This window comes from Microbacterium sp. BR1, from assembly GCF_002812725.1.
GTDB lineage: Bacteria > Actinomycetota > Actinomycetes > Actinomycetales > Microbacteriaceae > Microbacterium.
In genome coordinates this window covers 604,977-620,139 of the sequence record NZ_NMUN01000004.1, presented here as the reverse complement: position 1 = coordinate 620,139, position 15,163 = coordinate 604,977, and the positions used below count along the sequence as shown (strand labels likewise).

The window sequence follows — 15,163 nt, the reverse complement described above, 5'->3', positions numbered from 1 at the left end:
TACCTCCGTTGCAATACCCCCGAGGGTATGTACGGCGCGTGATGGTTGTCTCTTCAGGGCCTATGGAAACGGTGAGAACGCCAAGCAGGCGAGCGAGTGTCGGTGCCCCAGGCGAGAATGGGAGCATGGGACGCGGCGACGGGAGCGGGCGGATCGTCTCCGCCGACGACGCCGACGACTCGGGCACGGGAATCCTGCATGTCGATATGGACGCGTTCTATGCAGCAGTCGAGGTGCTCGACAATCCCGCGCTGCGCGGCAAGCCCATCATCATCGGCGCGCCCGAGGGGCGGTCGGTCGTCTCGAGCGCTTCGTACGAGGCACGCCGTTTCGGTGTCCGATCCGCGATGCCCGTTTCACAGGCGCTGCGCCTGTGCCCCCGCGCGATCGTCGTCCCGCCGCATTTCGACCGCTACCTCGCGCTCTCGGCGGATGTCATGCGGATCTTCCACGACGTCACACCGCTCGTGGAGCCGCTGTCGATCGACGAGGCGTTCCTCGACGTCCGCGGCGCCCGACGACTCTGGGGGAGCCCCGGCGAGATCGCCCGGATGCTGCGCCAGCGCGTCAAGGAACAGACGGGCCTGACCTGCAGCGTCGGGGTCGCCGCGACCAAGCACGTCGCGAAGATGGCGTCGACCATCAGCAAGCCCGATGGCATGCTGATCGTCCCGGCGGCAGAGACAGCGGCCTTCCTGGGACCGCGGTCGGTGCGCGCCATGTGGGGTGTCGGTCCCAAGTCCGCCGAGGCGCTCGAGGCGCGAGGCATCCGCACGATCGCCGACATCGTCGAGACCCCGCGCGACGTCCTCGATCGGATCGTGGGCGCTGCTTCGGGCGAGCGGCTCGCACAGTTGGCTCGAGGGATCGATCCCCGCGAAGTGTCCACGACCCGGGTCGAGAAGAGTATCGGCCACGAAGAGACCTTTCACGAGGATGTCTCGGACCCCGCATTCCTCCGTTCCGAACTCCTGCGCCTGTCCGATCGCGTTGCCCGGCGGCTGCGCGCGGGGGGATGGGACGCCGCGACCGTGGCGATCAAGGTCCGCTTTGCGGATTTCACGACGATCAGCAGGTCTCGCACACTGTCCGAACCGACGGACGTCGGTCAGCGAATCGGTGACGAGGCGCGTGATCTCTTCACCTCGATCGACGCACGGCAACCGATTCGCCTGCTCGGTGTGCGCGCCGAGAACCTCCGTCCAGCGGCGCGAGGGCAGTCGTTGTGGGATGACGACGAAGATCGTCGAAAGCTCGAAGACACCCTCGATGCGGCGTCCGCGCGATTCGGCGGCGCCGCCGTCATGCGTGCCACCTTCGTCGGCCGGTCGGAGCGGCCGACGGCCCTTCCGTCGCACCCCCGTCCACCCGCGTCCCACGACTGATCGCATCCGCAAACCTCTCGTCACTGACGGGATCGCGCGCTAGCGTGGGGGGATGCCCAACATTGCACAGGAGCTCGCCAAGCAGTCCGTTCACTTCGGCGTCAGCAGCGCCTACGGCGATCAGCAGGACGTCGACGGCGTGCGTATCATCCCCGTCGCCGCGACGTGGCACGGCTTCGGCGGCGGGTCGGACGAGAAGGGCAACGAGGGTGGCGGCGGTGGCGGCTACTCGATGCCCTTCGGCGCGTACATCCGCCGGGGTGACGACCTGCGTTTCGAGCCGAACATCATCGCGCTGCTCGGCGTCGGTATCCCCTTCTTGTGGGTCGCCGGCCGGGCGCTCAGCCGTGTCATCCGCGCCCTCAAGAAGTAGGCAGACGCCGGACGACCCTCTCGTCGCGGCGTCCGAAGCCGCGGTCGCGCGCATCGTGCGCGACGTGCGCGGCCTCGACGCCCTCAACCCCGTCGTGCTCATCGATGGTCAGAGCGGTGCAGGGAAGTCGCGCTTGGCGGCGGCACTCGTGCGGCAGTGGCCATCCGCGGGTCGAGTGCAACTGGTGGCGCTCGATTCCATCTATCCCGGGTGGGACGGCCTCGGGTCCGGGGTCGAGATCGCACGCCAGGACATCCTCGTGCCCCACGCCCGAGGGCTGATGGGTGTGTGGCGTCGCCATGACTGGGAGATGGATGCGCCGGCCGAGGCGCACGCGGTCGATCCATCGCTCCCGCTCATCGTCGAGGGCTCGGGCATCATCACCGCCCAGACACGGCGTCTGTGCGATATCGCCGTCTGGGTCGACGCCCCTGTCGAGGCCCGCAAGCGACGCGCACTGCAACGCGACGGTGATACCTACCGACCCCACTGGGACCGGTGGGCGGCTCAGGAGCGTGCGCACATCCTCGCGGACGATCCCGAGGGGCGGGCGACGCTCATCGTCTCGATGCCCTGAGCGACCGCTCCGCGAGAGCATGGCGGGCGGTCATCCCGTAACGAGCACTCCGCGGTCCGTCAGTCGGCGGTCTCGAGAGCGCGGACGATCCCGTCCAGGCGGAAGCCGATCCAGTCGTACACGGCGAAGCGGTCATCGTTCGGATCGTGGTCGTCGTCGTCGCCCACTACGCCGAGTCGTGTGGCGATCACGAGCCGAATGGCGGTGAGAGTACGCATCCAGGCCCACCCGGCGTCACCCTCGATCGCGAGATCGATCGTGTCGTCCTGCGGGGCGATGGTCGGATGGAGCGCGTGCGGGTCGCCGGAGGCGAACGACGGCGCCAGGTCGGCCAGCACCCGAAGGGCGTCGTGCTGGCGGCGCTCGAGCAGATCGTGGCGCGTCGCGTCGTGGAACTCGGCAGCGGCCTCTTCGTCGTCGGGGTAGGGGTTAGGCGCCAGGCGGGCGAGCGCCGGATCATCGGCCGCGTCGGACGCCTCGGCATCCGCGACGGCGTGGGGCTCGAGCAACTCCGAGAACTGGGCGACGAGGTCGGCGAGTTGCTGAGCCTCGAGGCGCGAGATCGTCAGAATGAGCGCATTGTCGGTCATTGGGGAACCCTCCGAACGGTGGCCCACAGGCCGTAGTCGTGCATCGCCTGCGCGTGCAACTCCATCTGCTCGCGTGGGCCCTCGGCCACGATCGCGTGTCCACGTTCGTGGACATCCATCATGAGTGCGGTAGCGCGATCGACCGAAAAGCCGAAGTAGGTCCGGAACACGTGCACGACGTAGCTCATCAGGTTGACCGGGTCGTTCCAGACGACGGTCTGCCAGACGGCCGGATGCTGGGGGTTCTGCTCTTGCCGCACGTCTCGGTCGATGTCGGGGAGGGCGGTCGACATCATGCCCAGCCCAATTCGTGCAGACGCTCATCATCGATGCCGTAGAAGTGGGCGATCTCATGCACGAGGGTCGTATGCACCTCGTCGCGAAGCTCGTCTTCGTTCTCGCAGGCCGCGAGGTGGGGCTCGCGATAGACGATGATGCGATCGGGCAACTCGCCGATCCCGTAGCGGTCCCGCTCGGTGAGTGACGTGCCGTCGTACAGTCCGAGCAGATCGAGAGTGCCGTCCTCGGGGCGGTCCTCCACCACGAAGACGACATTGTCGAGCCCCTCGACCATCTCGTCGGGGAGCGCATCGAGTTCTGAGACGACCAGCGCCTCGAACGCCTCGGCATTCAGATCAATCATTGGGGTGCCTGAGTAGTACGTTCGGCAACTCCGCCCCCAAGACAAAGACCCTGGTCAACCGCCTAGACCGTGGGGTCTACGAGGTCTCTCGACGCCCCCAGGATACCGCTCCGAAGGACGATCGTGGCCCCGTTGTGAGGACTGTCGAGACGGCTCAAACTTTCCTCACCGCCGCTGAGGTGGACGCGCTCGTCGGCGACTACCTGGCAGGGATGAGCGTCAAGGCACTCGCCGAGAGGTATGGCATCCATCGCGCCACGGTGTTCGCGCACCTGCGTCGCCGCAACGTGCCTAGCCGCCGCCCGGGGCTGGGGATCGACGAGAAGGCGGAGGCGGTGCGACTCGCCCGAGCGGGCGTCTCGATGCGCGCGATCGGTCGCCGGATGGGCGTGGATCGTAAGGCCGTACGTGCGGCGCTGGTCGAGGCCGGACTCATCGTGGACGAAGCGAGCGATGACTCCTAGCTGCGGTTCCGAGTTGCTGATCCGTCGGTAGCGCTCTGCGCACCTCGTCGGTAACGAGCGCCGAGAGGAACCGATGATGGCCAGCTTGAGTGATGTCGCGAGCGATGAGCGCACTGCGAGGATGGTGCTGTCGATGCTCGTCGAGCCCAATGACCCGGTGACAGGACGCATCTTGGCCCGGCTCGGCGCAGTTGAAACGCTTTGGCTCGCTGAACACGACGGTGCAGTAGTCGGGCTGAGCCCTGTGGACGCGCAGGTCTGGCGCGACCACCTCAGCGTGCCAGACGCGAAGGAACTCGCCGCGCGTATCGACCAGGTGCAGCAATCGGGAGTTCGAGCACTCGTCCCAGGCGATAGCGACTGGCCTACCGCCGTCGACGATCTTGGTGAAGTTGCGCCCTACCTGCTGTGGACTCGCGGCGCGTCATCCTTCCTCTCCCGTCCGATGAGCGATTTCGTCACGATCGCCGGCGCTCGGGCATGCACGTCCTACGGCGACTACGTAGCTCGGGAACTCGCCAGTTCCGTTGCCGCAGACGAACGAGTTGTCGTTGCGGGAGGCGCCTACGGGATCGAAGGCGCGTCACATCTGGCAGCCCTCGCGGCGGGTGGCGACACGATCGCCATCCTCGCCAACGGAGTCGATCGTCCGTACCCCGTCGGCCATCGCGACCTGCTTGATCGCGTCGCTGATGTCGGTCTTCTTGCAAGCGAGGTTCCGCCCGGCGCCGTTCCGTCTCGGCACCGGGTCATCGCCCGCGCCCGGCTGATGGCTGCGCTGTCCTCTGCGACGGTCATCGTCGAGGCAGGCGGTCGGTCAGGTTCACTTGTGGTTGCCCAGCGAGCCGCCGAACTCGGCCGACGTGTCGGAGCCGTCCCTGGCCCGGTCACGAGTGCCGCGAGCGTTGGGCCGCATCGTTTGCTGCGCGATGGCATAGCGTCCCTGGTGGCGGATACTTCGGACCTCGCGAGTCTGGTTGGACCAGGCCAGGTGTCACGAGAGCGACTCGACATGGAGCAGGTCCGCCCACCTTCGCCTGCTCCGACGCGCACGCTGTAGCGCGCCGGGTCGGCACAGGCCGCCTGGCACTTGAACTCAGCGAGGGCTTCGAGTGAGTTCGCGCAGTGTCATATCGGAGCGTTCCTGCCGCTGCGCGCGGTACGCACGGGCGCGAGCTTTCGTGAGGAGAACGACGCTCACAGGGCCGATGGCCAGCATCTTGAGAGCGTTCCAGATGCAGAGCAGGACTACGAGGTGGAGCCACCCCGGGCCGCCACTCTCGATGAGCGTGGTGCACCAGAAGGCGACGGCCAGGTAGGGGCCGGCAAGAAGCATCGCTGGCACGCCCCACTTCAGTCCCTTCCGGGTGCGGATCAGGTCGAGCAGGACATTGCTCGGCATGTAGCGGCGCAGGAAGTAGCGAACCTCGGCGCTGGCCGTCCACAGTAGGCGGATCATGATGGGCTCCTCTCAACACGCGAGTCATTGTCGAGACGGTGCGTGGAGAGTGACCCGAAGGTCTGCCGCGAGCGGCCCAAAGGTAAGGAGAAATCCGCCTCGCCTTCCAGGGTACGCCGAGGTGTCGACATTTGGAAGGCTCCGAAGGGCCCGGGCGCGACCCGCATGTGGGAAGCCTTCAGCCCCTGCGGCGTGCTGAGAGGTGGCGGCTTCGTTGAGCGCCGGGAGCGCGCGGAGGGCGCTGTCACGACTCCGACCCTGCGGTAGTGGAGCCCCGGTAGGCCCTCGCCTCAGACGGTCAGAAGGGTGTCGGCTAGCGACTCGGACACTACGTCGATAGCGCCGGTCACGACAGCGAGGCGCTTCAGATTCGTCCAAAGCTGATGGCGAGTTTCCTGGTTCGAAGCCCGCCACAGGGTAGCAAGGCGTTTCTCCAATGCGGTCGTCTCACCGGGTGTCCGCGCACGTACCTGCCGTGCCGGGAAGTCGGTCTCGGGCAGCACTCGGTCACGAGGCATAGCCGTTAGCAGAGCGTCACTCATCGCGCTGTTCACCGAGAAGTAGGTCCCAAGTCTCATTGCCTCAGTCAACTCGCTAGACGTACCAAGAAACCAGTGGAGAATGACGCCGGGATGGGCGCGTTGCTTCACCAGGTCGAGGACTTCGCGTGTGCGCCCGGTGGAGTGGATGGAGATCATGACTGGCTTGCCGTCGCAGGCGTCGAGGACGTCACTGAGTATTTGCTCTTGCTCGTCGCGAGCGCCGCGACGGTCCAGACCGACCTCTCCCACAAGCGCAAACCGAGGAAGGAGCTGACGAAACACTTCTGGGTTGTACTCCGCACGCGCAGTCGCGACCGCTGGGTGGACGCCGATACCCCAGGTAAGACCGCGGTCGTCGCGGTTCATGACAAGTCGTGCCTCGGAGAGACTGCGGGTAACCGCGAAGACGTGAGAGTGACCGAGAGTGGCGAGTTGGCTGTGAGTCACGTCTGGTGCGACGTGGGCATGGCAGTCCAGAGTCGGGAGTCGGTCTTGGCGATTGCTCATGGGAGCTCCAACATCGCGAGCTCATCCAGTCCCCGCTGAACAAGGCCCTCAACGCGATCGAGATCGTAGTCGGGTGGCCAGGTTCCGGAGTCGATTGCGTCCGCGTCCGCTCCAGCCTCGATTGCATATCGGACGGCCTCGATATCGCCCCGTCGGGCGTCAATGAGTTCGGCGAGGTGGGTTCCGGATATCGCGTGACAGAGGTACTGAGTCTTGTCCGGAACCTCGGCCTTGATGAACGTTGCGCGGCGCACCATGCAAGGCACACAGAGACCGCAGTTGAGATTGGGCGATCCTCCGAACCAGTTGCCGCCGAGCTTGCTACACGAGAGCGTGGCGGCTGCAGTCTCCTGCCAGCCGGACGGTGGGCGGAGGCCACGGATGCTCTGCATCATTTCGCCCTTCGTCATCCATTCGAACGGGTTCGTGACGGTGACGTCGATGTTCAGTGCGGTCAGAATCTCTGCGACGCGCCTGAACGTCTCGGGATGGGTGGAGCGGGTTGACAAGGCGCCGCCTCGATTGGGTCTCAGTGGCAGATTGATTCCTGTGTAGCCGTTCTCGGGGATAATCAAGCTCCGTGAACCAAGGCTGCTCGCGACAGCGACGCCCAGGCTCAGAAACATGAAGGCCCTGCTGCGACTGCTCGGCTCACGGCGCCTGATTGCTTGTGCGAGTTGGACTCGCGTGTAGGACGGTGCAGGAGCGAAAGACTGGCCCAGCCAGGTTCCGACAGTGGACTGCGCACCGCGGATCGACGTGGCGCTGTCCTTGTGCCCAACGAAGATCGTCTCGGCGCCCGACATCAGCAGTTGGATCGCACCGAGGAACGAGTCCAGCCCGCCGCTCAAGAGCGCAACCGAGCCGTTCTCGCCGACCTTCAGGGTCTCCTCGAAGTCGACCTCGGCTCCTCCGGCCACGGTTAGGTTCCAGGTGTCGCCGGTAAGCCAGCCTAGAAGCTCCGAGGTCGTGTCGAGGAGCTCCTCGGTCCACAGTTCTGGGGCCACGACCGTAACGTGGAGCGCGATGTCTCGGCTGAAGCGGGCTCCGCGCCTGGTGCTGCGATCGGCCATGTATGCGCCGGCGGCGATGTGGACAAGGTCCGCCACTGCGGGGGCAACGTCTTGCAGAGGTGCGAGGTTCCAAGCGAGGTCTGACACGACGGACTTCGTGTGGCCGGGCGCGGTTGGCCACTTGAGGGTGTCGTATCCCTGGAGCCGTGACTTCTTGTCGCCTTGAGCCCTAACGACATAGGCCCCGGATGCTGTCACGATCGCTCGCCTTTCAGGAGTCGCAGCACGTCGGCGCTCATCTGGCGTGCGACTTGGTGGAAGTCTCGCGTCGTGACGGTGCCGTAGCTGCCGAGGTCGAGCTTGTTGACCTTGGCTTTGACCCACTGTCGAAGTCCTGTTTCGCGCTGGTGCGCCTGCTTTGCCGTAACGGAGTTAGCGAGTATCTGGTCTCGTAGTTCTATCAAACCGAGTCGGACGGTCAGTTCACCTATGAAGTTGCGGATCGCCTCAAGCCCTGAGAGATTGCTGGACTCGGGGCCGCTTGCGAGCAGGACTTTGATCTGTTCCAGAGACGCCTGGCGCATCGCTTGCTCATCTGGGTGCCCGGCCTGCCCGATCGCGACATCGAGAATCCGCGCGCACCGCATTCGCGGTGACAGCGCGTCCAACTCCTCCAACGTCAGTCCGTAGCCAGCGAGCGTTGCGGAGTCGCGATCTCGGTACGCCGTTGCGGCACCGATAGCGCTGCCGCCCCGAGCTGCCTGTGCCGTGACCCGGCGCCCACCACCCGATGAGCCGCCACCTCCTGAAGCACCCCCGCCGCCTGACGAGCCCCCGCCGCCTCCTCGGCCACCACCGCGACGCGGCAGGGTATCCGACAGTGCGAACGACGGGACAGAGGGACGGCGCGCATCGGGGTCCTCGCCAATCAGAGCTCCAGCGATTGCAGAGAGGAGTGCGTCGTAAGCCGGGTCGCCATCGATTCCCGGGGCGTCATTACTCGGTGCATCAGTGGACTGGCCCCCCAATGAGGTCCATTCGTCACGTACCTGATCCCAAGCGGCGGCGCCACTCCCGCCAAACGCTCCGTTAGTGCCCATTGGTGCTCTCTATCTCCATCTTGGCCGCTTGTGCCACCATGTCGTCTATGCCGTCTTCGGTGGCAAGTCGTTGGAGGATCGGCTGGTACTGAGCTTTCAGTGTGGCGCCGTTCATGTTGACTACCGTTCCCGTGGTCAGCCGACGGAGTAGTTCGCCGGCGGCCTCGATGACGAGTTCGACGAGGCTGGGTGTCTTGTCGGCCCACTGGATTGTCATCTCGAACAAGACGTCGAGGTCGTCGAGTCGTCGGCCTTGCCTGAGGCTCAGCTCCATCGCTGCTCGCTGTTCGGCTTCACCGAGCGCAGTCAGCTCGACGAGTGCTGCTTCGCGAGCTGCGGTACCCGTGCCAAGGAGGTCCGTGACGAGACGGATCACTGTGTCACTTGTGTCCTCGCCAGCGCGGACGTTTAGGAGCGATGCGGCGAGGTCCAGGTAGAGGCTTAGGTCAAGCTCCGCGAGCGATGGTTCGCTCGCCGCCCAGTGGTGGGTGTCTTCGCCGATTTTGTCTGGGCGGGTCACACCGTCTTCACCGTGCGCCCACCCTTCCCATGCGGTAAGTAGCGCAGTCCTCTCAGGTCTCGGAGTTGCGGCCAACGTCTCGAAGGAGGATCGGTGGAGGTCCTCCAGTAGCAACATCTTCATGAGAACTGCGGGAGCGATGGAGACCTTCCGGGAGTGAGCCACCATCGACCGCACCCCGAAGGCGTTGAGGAAGCGCTTGATCTGACGAGGGTTGGCCAATCGGTCGGCGGACAGCCCTTCGGCCAACTGGGCAGCCAAGCTCAGGCTCTCCTCGCTCGGCTTCGGGCTTAGCTTGCCAAGGTCTCCCAGCAGCGGCGATAGACCCAGTTGACGGCGACTGGAACAGTGGTTTGCGAGTGCTTCGATCTCGTCTGGGGTTGCTCCCTCGGTTTGAGTGAGCAGCAGGCCGATGTATGCCTCGGCGTCGGCTGTTGCCAACCTCGGTAGGGTCACTGGAAGTTGAACGATCTTCTCTAGATAGCGGGTGGCAAAAGCCCCGCTGCGGTTGGTCTCGCCGAGGCTGACCGCGATGGAGTCCCGGACCATCTCTTGGTCGGCAGCCACGACGAACACCATCTTGGGCACAGCGAGGAACAGCTTGATTCCTTCGAGTGTTGCCATGACGGCAGGAGGCAGGCAACGGTCCAGATCGTCAACCATCACGACTACTCGATCAACGTCTGGTAGCCCGCCTATGAGCTTGCCGAAGGAGTCCTTGAATCCGCTCATGGACTTGTCATCCGAGCGTGCCTTCGGGGTGAACGCGTCAATCAACTCGTCCGGTTTCCACTGCATGGTGAGGGCGCCCTTGCCAAGGGCGAGCCCAACGCGGGTCCAGCTGATGCGCTTCAGGAGGTCCGCGACGCGATCCTTCACGGTGCTATCCGCTTGGAATGCGGCCCCAAGTTGGTCGAGCACTTCGGCAATCAGTGAGCCGCGTACGTCATCGTGGTTGTCGTACTGCCAAGGGTCCGTTCGTATGACGACGTACCGCCCCGCGGCTTCCAAGCGACTCTCTAGAAGATTGAGCACCGTGGACTTGCCGCCGCCCCAGGGGCTGTGAACGCCGATCGCGAGCGGATCGACGTTGGCCGTACCGATCGCCTTCACGATTGGGTCGACGACAGCGTCAAATCCGAGGAAGTCGTCGAGGCTAGGGTTGTCGTCCCAGAGCCGCAGTGTCGCGGAGTCAGTCATGGCGTTGGCTCCTCGCTGGTCAGCCGCTTCACGGCGTCGAGTTGACGATGGACATAGGAGAAGAAGGAGAAGGCGTCGTAGAAGTCAGCGAGCTCTTCGTCAATCAGGATTCTGTTGGAGTGCGCTCGCGGGTTTCGAAAGTGCCCGTGGATGCCTACCAGCAGGTTCTTAAATCCTCGGTGCGCACTGATCTCGGATTCCGATCCGTGACCATTGATCGACCAGATGGGTCGTTCGCGATTGGTGCCGAACACCCCGTCGTAGAGCGTTGCGCCGTCGCCGGCGAGCCCTGTTATCGCCCGGACCCTGGCCGGGATGCTCTTCGACGCCTCAGACATCGCGTGGAACAGCGAGCGATTGACAAGTTCCTCATCGCAATAGCGGAGCAGTTCGGAGTGACAGCCGCGACGCTTCAGCTCGGTCTGAAGACGCCCCGCGAGCGCTGCCCCTTCCTCGATTGTGGATGCCTTCTTCCCCGTCACGAGCTTGCCGGTCTCGTTGATCGAATAGCCATAGAACACGAGGAACTCATTGAGCCGATCGCGCAGATCGTTGAACCGGTTCGGCTGAGTCACGTACCTGCCTGGACTCATGGCCCTGGCGATGAAGGCACCGACAACGTTGCCTGCCTGCTGTCGGGCCTGAACATTGTGCAGAGTGACGTACAGACTCTCGCGCTTGTTCGCGCCAGTCTCCCGCTGATCGACTCGAACCATGCGAAGAAGGGAGTCGATCTCTGAACCTGTGAGGCCAGGAAAGTCCGTCTGCGCGAGCACATCACACACGCCCTTGACCATCTCCGTGGGGAACGGCGGTATCTTCTTGGGTCTCTGAGTGGTGGTCGTCACCGAGCGTCCCTGTTCTCAGGCGACCGACCAGAGTGCTGCGCCTAGTGAGTAGTTGTCATGACGCCTCAATGGTCCCACGCTCCTCCAGGTCGGCGGAGGCGACGCACCGACACCGAGCAAGCTCGTCGACCTTCGACGGTCGGGTCTCGATGGCGAGGTCAGAGACTCCTAGGTGCATCGCGCTGCACTGAAGTGGCGGAGGCGATCATGCTCTCCACGCCCCCAACTTGTCTGCGCATTCCTTCGTAGGCGGATCGCGCTCGCGCGGCGTCGATCTTCTGGGCGGCTGACTCGGGCGGAGCACCGAGAGGTGCGTCGTCGGTGATGCGGTAGCGGTCTCGGTAGGCGGCGACCGCGCGGGCGGCCTTGCGCCAGGTGGCGGCTCGTCGCCGGTCGTTCGGCTGCGCTCCAAGAGCGTCCGTCCACGGCGCGTTCTCGGCGAGCGCAGCTTCGAGCGCGGCATCGGCGCGCGCCTCGATCAGCTCCTCTCGCTCGTCGAGCGCCGCGTACATCTCGGGGTCGATGACTCCGTGCGCCTGTGGGATGAGGCCGGCGATGAGTCGCGGTGGCTTGCGAGTCCTGCCCGAGCCTGCGGGCCGGGCGGTCGCCCGTTCGACCCGGTAGTGGAGTACGGCGGCGATGTCGTCGGCGTCGTCGAACCCGCGCGCTGCGACGAGGCGTGGCAGCAGTACGTCGACGTTGTGATGGTTGGCCTCGGCGCGTCGGAGTTCGGCCGTGAGCGGGCCGAACGCTTCGGACTCGATGGCGTTCTCGGCCTGTTCGTCGGTGAGTCCGGAGCAGCGGATGAGGGTTGCCCAGCGGTCGTGTTGGGCTGCGGCGGCGATGGTCTCGTACTCGGCGGCGAGCTGGGCGATCGAGCCCCACTGTTCCTGTTCGGCGACGATGGTCTCGTGCGCCGAGAGTTCGGCTCCGCTGTGCTGGAGAACGCCGTAGAGCACGCTTCGCGCGGTGGCATGCGGGTCGTCGCCAGGGTGCGGCTGGGCATGGTCGTCTGCGCGGTCGAGAGTCACGTAGGCGTGGTTCGAGTGCCGTCCTCGGGTCATCGCGACGTAGAAGGTCTCTCTCGTCGAGGTCGGTTCGACCAACACGTGTGCGGTGTCGGTCGTGATGCCTTGCGCTCGGTAGGCGGTGACTGCGTAGCCGAGATCGACATGCTCGGCCACGTACGAGGCTGGGAGGACGATGCTGCCGCCGAACCTGCTCCTTCGCTTCCGAGCCCTGCTGGTGCCGTCGTCGCGAACAACGGTGCCGGTTCCGTAGTCGCGTGCGATGGTGATGGTCCCGTCGTCGCCGACGGCGGTGATGGTCCAGATGTCGCCGTTGCGCACCCAGTCCCGCCCGGCCAGGGTGCGCAGTTCGCGCTTGTTGAGTCGCGTGATGATGGTGTCGCCGACGCCTGCGGCGGTGCCGTCGCGCAGCTCGACTTCGCGGTCGGGGTTCAGCGTCTTGTTGAGGATCAGGTCGGCGCGGGCGCGACGGTTCAGCGTGGTCACGTCTTCGTGGGTTTCGGCGATCAGCACCGAGACGAGTCCGGCGTCGCGGTCGGCGCGCCAGGCGTTGTAGGCGGCGTCGGTCATGGCCTCGGAGTCGCCGTCGGTGATGCGCTCGTGGGCGAGGTAGGTGTCGATAGCCGCCGTGCGTCCGTGACGTAGCTCGAGTGAGGCGGTCTTCTCCCAGGTATGGGTGAAGCGGTGGACGTCGACCAGTTCGGGGGTGTCGGCCCGGTCTCTGGCGATCATTGCGAAAGCGCCGCCGGCGTCCACGGATTGCAGTTGGGCGTAGTCGCCGACCAGCAGCACCTTCGCGCCCGCTTCCTGGGCGAGGTGGGTGATGCGGTCCAGTGACAGGGTGCCGGCGAGGGAGGCTTCGTCGATGACGACGAGCTGACCCGCCTCGAAGGTGGTGCCGTGGAGGAGGTGGTTCTGCCACCACTTCGCCGTGTTCTCAGTCTCGATCCCGAGATCGTCGGCGAGGACCTGGGCGGCAACCGCTGACGGGGCCAGGCCGACGACCGAGCCGGGGCCGTGCTCGGCTTCCCAAGCGCGACGGAGCGCATTCATGGCGGTGGTCTTGCCCGCCCCGGCGGGACCGACAAGCACGTCGAGCACCCGTCCCGACACCGCGATGCGGGCCAAGGCGTCGGCTTGGTCGTCGCCGAGCATCAGGCCGTCCGCGTCGGGTCTGGCGGTGATCTTCTCGACCGTGGCAAGCGGCACCGTCGGCCCGGCCAGGTTGGCAGCTCGTTCGAGGAGTCTGTCCTCGGCAGCAAGCTGGGACTCGGAGGTGAACACGGTAGAGCTCTTCGGACGGAACACTGAGGTGCCGTCAGGCCGACGGAACACGACCGGCGAGGCCGCGAGTTCGGGCGGGGTCAACCGAAGCGAGACGAGCTCGGCGGCGTCGGTGACCATCGCGACGATGGCTTCCCGATCCTGCATGGTGGCGAATCGCCAACCCATTGTCTGCCGGGATGCCTCGGCCATGAGATTCCACCGTCGCCAGGTCGAGCGCTTCTCGCCGACCACCTCGACGACTGAACGCCCAATCTCGCCGATCACGTCGAGCGGCACGTCGTCGGCGCGCAGCAGGAGCGGTTTGTCGTTGTCGGTCATCTCGCGTGCCCACGTCGTCGCGTCCCGATCGAGGGTCTTGGACGCGCGATCCCGCCACTCAGCGGTCAGGTCAGCCAAGGATCGGACCTGCTTCTCAGGCCTCGTAGCCAGCGTGGCCTGGGCTCGCAGTTTGAGGATCGTCGCGTTCGATGGTTGGTGTCCGTGCTGGGCAACGTACTCGGCGATGAGCCGGTTCTTCTCGGCGTCGATGTGGCGAGCGCGGGTGGAGAACTCCGCGACCAGTTCCTCCGGCACGCCGGTGATAGCCCACGCTGGGTTCCGGTCCCGCCCCATCTCGCGGGCCTCCCACGAGACGCCGAAGGTGCGCGTCATGTGGTCGGCGAACGCAGCTTCGTGCAGTTCGGAGAGCGCGACGACGGCGGCGTGCATCGGTCTGCCGTCGAGCGATCGCCATTTCCCATCGAGGACGGTCTTGGCCTTGTTGCTGATGACGACGTGCGTGTGGAGGTGGGGGTCGCCGGCGCGGGAGTCGAAGTGATCGAAGGCGGTTGCGATGAGCCCGGTGACATCGACCTGTGCAACCGCGCCGTCACCGGCGGTTGCGCCCGTGCGGGTGGCTGCAACCTCGCGTTCCATGAACGCAGCCACCTCCGCAACCGCTCGATGATGCGCCTCCGCGATCAGCGCTTGGACCCCGGCGTCTGCGACCGCCCACAACACTGACGCGGACTTCGGGATCGAGAAGGTGAAGTCGAAGCCAGCTACCGCGCGTCGTGTGCTCCGGGCAGTCTCCTCGGCAACGATCTGCGCGACGGCCTCGCCCTTGGCGCCAGGCGTCATCGTCGGTTCGAGGTCGGCGATGCGCGCCTCGATCCGCTCCGCCTGGCTCCTGTAGGTCGGGAAGGAACGACCGAGCGGCTGGTCGGTGATCGGATCATGGCCAGTCCCCATCAGTAGCTGGAGTTGGTGTTCTGATACTCGGTCGCCCAACTGAATCTCGCCCTTGCCGAGGGCCGCTACGCCCGCGCCGACCCAGCGGCCGGGCGGGGTGCCTACTTCCATGTAGTAGCGAGTGAGTGGCGTCGAGAGCGGCCTGTTGCCGTCGGCTGCCGCGACGGTCTTGAGCAGGTACTTATAGCCGTCACCTGCCGACATCACGCGCATCGAAACCGTCATGCTCACCTCCGCTCCTGCCGGGCAGGTGAGCACCCTCACCCGGTGACCTCTGCCGCGGTAATGCCCGGCTACCTCGATCTGCAAGACGCGTGTGACCTCGGATGGCGGTCAGAGCGAAGGCCGGAGATGGGGGCGTCGGGCGGTGTCGCTCGCGTGGCTCGACGAGCTGCGG

Annotated in this window: 15 protein-coding genes; 5 read left to right on the top strand and 10 right to left on the bottom strand. The window is 65.6% G+C overall.

Annotation, left to right across the window (positions count from 1 at the left end; translation table 11 throughout):
• Positions 1 to 125 precede the first annotated feature (125 nt).
• From dinB to CGU35_RS07125, 3 genes are read left to right on the top strand one after another with little or no spacing between them, the layout of a single operon-like run.
• Positions 126 to 1,385: a DNA polymerase IV gene (gene dinB / locus CGU35_RS07135; RefSeq protein WP_100810833.1), complete on the top strand. Its 1,260-nt coding sequence runs from the start codon at positions 126 to 128 to the stop codon at positions 1,383 to 1,385.
• A 52-nt stretch (positions 1,386 to 1,437) separates the two neighbouring features.
• Entirely contained in the window at positions 1,438 to 1,758 is a 321-nt protein-coding gene (locus tag CGU35_RS07130) for a hypothetical protein (RefSeq protein WP_100810832.1), read from the top strand.
• Positions 1,733 to 2,335 carry a hypothetical protein gene (locus tag CGU35_RS07125; RefSeq protein WP_100810831.1) on the top strand — a complete coding sequence of 201 codons (603 nt, stop codon included), beginning with the start codon at positions 1,733 to 1,735 and terminating at the stop codon, positions 2,333 to 2,335. The genes CGU35_RS07130 and CGU35_RS07125 overlap by 26 nt, the downstream gene beginning before the upstream one ends.
• A gap of 59 nt (positions 2,336 to 2,394) precedes the next feature.
• On the opposite strand, the gene CGU35_RS07120 is transcribed toward CGU35_RS07125, so the two are convergent.
• Genes CGU35_RS07120 through CGU35_RS07110 form a run of 3 tightly spaced genes read right to left on the bottom strand, consistent with a single transcriptional unit; the run spans position 2,395 to position 3,568 of the window.
• The gene (locus tag CGU35_RS07120; protein WP_100810830.1) at positions 2,395 to 2,925 is read right to left on the bottom strand and encodes a DUF2017 family protein; all 531 of its coding nucleotides are present in this window, start codon (positions 2,923 to 2,925) and stop codon (positions 2,395 to 2,397) included.
• Positions 2,922 to 3,227, bottom strand: coding sequence for an ATP-dependent Clp protease adapter ClpS (gene clpS, locus CGU35_RS07115; protein WP_232711234.1), 306 nt, complete (start codon positions 3,225 to 3,227; stop codon positions 2,922 to 2,924). Before clpS ends, CGU35_RS07120 begins: the two co-directional genes overlap by 4 nt.
• Positions 3,218 to 3,568: a metallopeptidase family protein gene (locus CGU35_RS07110; protein WP_100810828.1), complete on the bottom strand. Its 351-nt coding sequence runs from the start codon at positions 3,566 to 3,568 to the stop codon at positions 3,218 to 3,220. The genes clpS and CGU35_RS07110 overlap by 10 nt, the downstream gene beginning before the upstream one ends.
• A gap of 134 nt (positions 3,569 to 3,702) precedes the next feature.
• Between CGU35_RS07110 and CGU35_RS07105 the strand changes: the two genes are divergently transcribed.
• Positions 3,703 to 4,032 (top strand): hypothetical protein, encoded by a 330-nt coding sequence (locus CGU35_RS07105; RefSeq protein WP_232212129.1) that lies wholly within the window; start codon positions 3,703 to 3,705, stop codon positions 4,030 to 4,032.
• 76 nt (positions 4,033 to 4,108) lie between these two features.
• Positions 4,109 to 5,092 carry a DNA-processing protein DprA gene (locus tag CGU35_RS07100; protein WP_082933605.1) on the top strand — a complete coding sequence of 328 codons (984 nt, stop codon included), beginning with the start codon at positions 4,109 to 4,111 and terminating at the stop codon, positions 5,090 to 5,092.
• A gap of 36 nt (positions 5,093 to 5,128) precedes the next feature.
• Here CGU35_RS07100 and CGU35_RS07095 read toward each other — a convergent pair whose 3' ends face one another.
• The 7 genes from CGU35_RS07095 to mobF form a co-directional block, all read right to left on the bottom strand.
• The gene (locus tag CGU35_RS07095; protein ID WP_064862412.1) at positions 5,129 to 5,491 is read right to left on the bottom strand and encodes a hypothetical protein; all 363 of its coding nucleotides are present in this window, start codon (positions 5,489 to 5,491) and stop codon (positions 5,129 to 5,131) included.
• Between the two features lie 290 nt (positions 5,492 to 5,781).
• Positions 5,782 to 6,540: a TatD family hydrolase gene (locus CGU35_RS07090; protein WP_064862411.1), complete on the bottom strand. Its 759-nt coding sequence runs from the start codon at positions 6,538 to 6,540 to the stop codon at positions 5,782 to 5,784.
• The gene (locus tag CGU35_RS07085) at positions 6,537 to 7,811 is read right to left on the bottom strand and encodes a hypothetical protein (RefSeq protein ID WP_064862410.1); all 1,275 of its coding nucleotides are present in this window, start codon (positions 7,809 to 7,811) and stop codon (positions 6,537 to 6,539) included. The genes CGU35_RS07090 and CGU35_RS07085 overlap by 4 nt, the downstream gene beginning before the upstream one ends.
• The gene (locus CGU35_RS07080; protein ID WP_146048014.1) at positions 7,808 to 8,230 is read right to left on the bottom strand and encodes a hypothetical protein; all 423 of its coding nucleotides are present in this window, start codon (positions 8,228 to 8,230) and stop codon (positions 7,808 to 7,810) included. Before CGU35_RS07080 ends, CGU35_RS07085 begins: the two co-directional genes overlap by 4 nt.
• A gap of 412 nt (positions 8,231 to 8,642) precedes the next feature.
• A complete protein-coding gene (locus CGU35_RS07070; protein ID WP_064862408.1) occupies positions 8,643 to 10,373 on the bottom strand; it encodes a KAP family P-loop NTPase fold protein in 1,731 nt (576 codons plus the stop codon).
• A complete protein-coding gene (locus CGU35_RS07065; protein WP_232711178.1) occupies positions 10,370 to 11,221 on the bottom strand; it encodes a TIGR02391 family protein in 852 nt (283 codons plus the stop codon). Before CGU35_RS07065 ends, CGU35_RS07070 begins: the two co-directional genes overlap by 4 nt.
• A gap of 158 nt (positions 11,222 to 11,379) precedes the next feature.
• The gene (gene mobF, locus CGU35_RS07060; protein ID WP_232711233.1) at positions 11,380 to 14,991 is read right to left on the bottom strand and encodes a MobF family relaxase; all 3,612 of its coding nucleotides are present in this window, start codon (positions 14,989 to 14,991) and stop codon (positions 11,380 to 11,382) included.
• Between the last annotated feature and the right edge of the window lie 172 nt (positions 14,992 to 15,163).

Coding starts and splice junctions, on each gene's coding strand:
- dinB (WP_100810833.1), top strand. CDS start 126: ATGGGACGCGGCGACGGGAGCGGGCGGATCGTCTCCGCCGACGACGCC.
- CGU35_RS07130 (WP_100810832.1), top strand. CDS start 1,438: ATGCCCAACATTGCACAGGAGCTCGCCAAGCAGTCCGTTCACTTCGGC.
- CGU35_RS07120 (WP_100810830.1), bottom strand. CDS start 2,925: ATGACCGACAATGCGCTCATTCTGACGATCTCGCGCCTCGAGGCTCAG.
- CGU35_RS07110 (WP_100810828.1), bottom strand. CDS start 3,568: ATGATTGATCTGAATGCCGAGGCGTTCGAGGCGCTGGTCGTCTCAGAA.
- CGU35_RS07100 (WP_082933605.1), top strand. CDS start 4,109: ATGGCCAGCTTGAGTGATGTCGCGAGCGATGAGCGCACTGCGAGGATG.
- CGU35_RS07095 (WP_064862412.1), bottom strand. CDS start 5,491: ATGATCCGCCTACTGTGGACGGCCAGCGCCGAGGTTCGCTACTTCCTG.
- CGU35_RS07090 (WP_064862411.1), bottom strand. CDS start 6,540: ATGAGCAATCGCCAAGACCGACTCCCGACTCTGGACTGCCATGCCCAC.
- CGU35_RS07070 (WP_064862408.1), bottom strand. CDS start 10,373: ATGACTGACTCCGCGACACTGCGGCTCTGGGACGACAACCCTAGCCTC.
- mobF (WP_232711233.1), bottom strand. CDS start 14,991: ATGACGGTTTCGATGCGCGTGATGTCGGCAGGTGACGGCTATAAGTAC.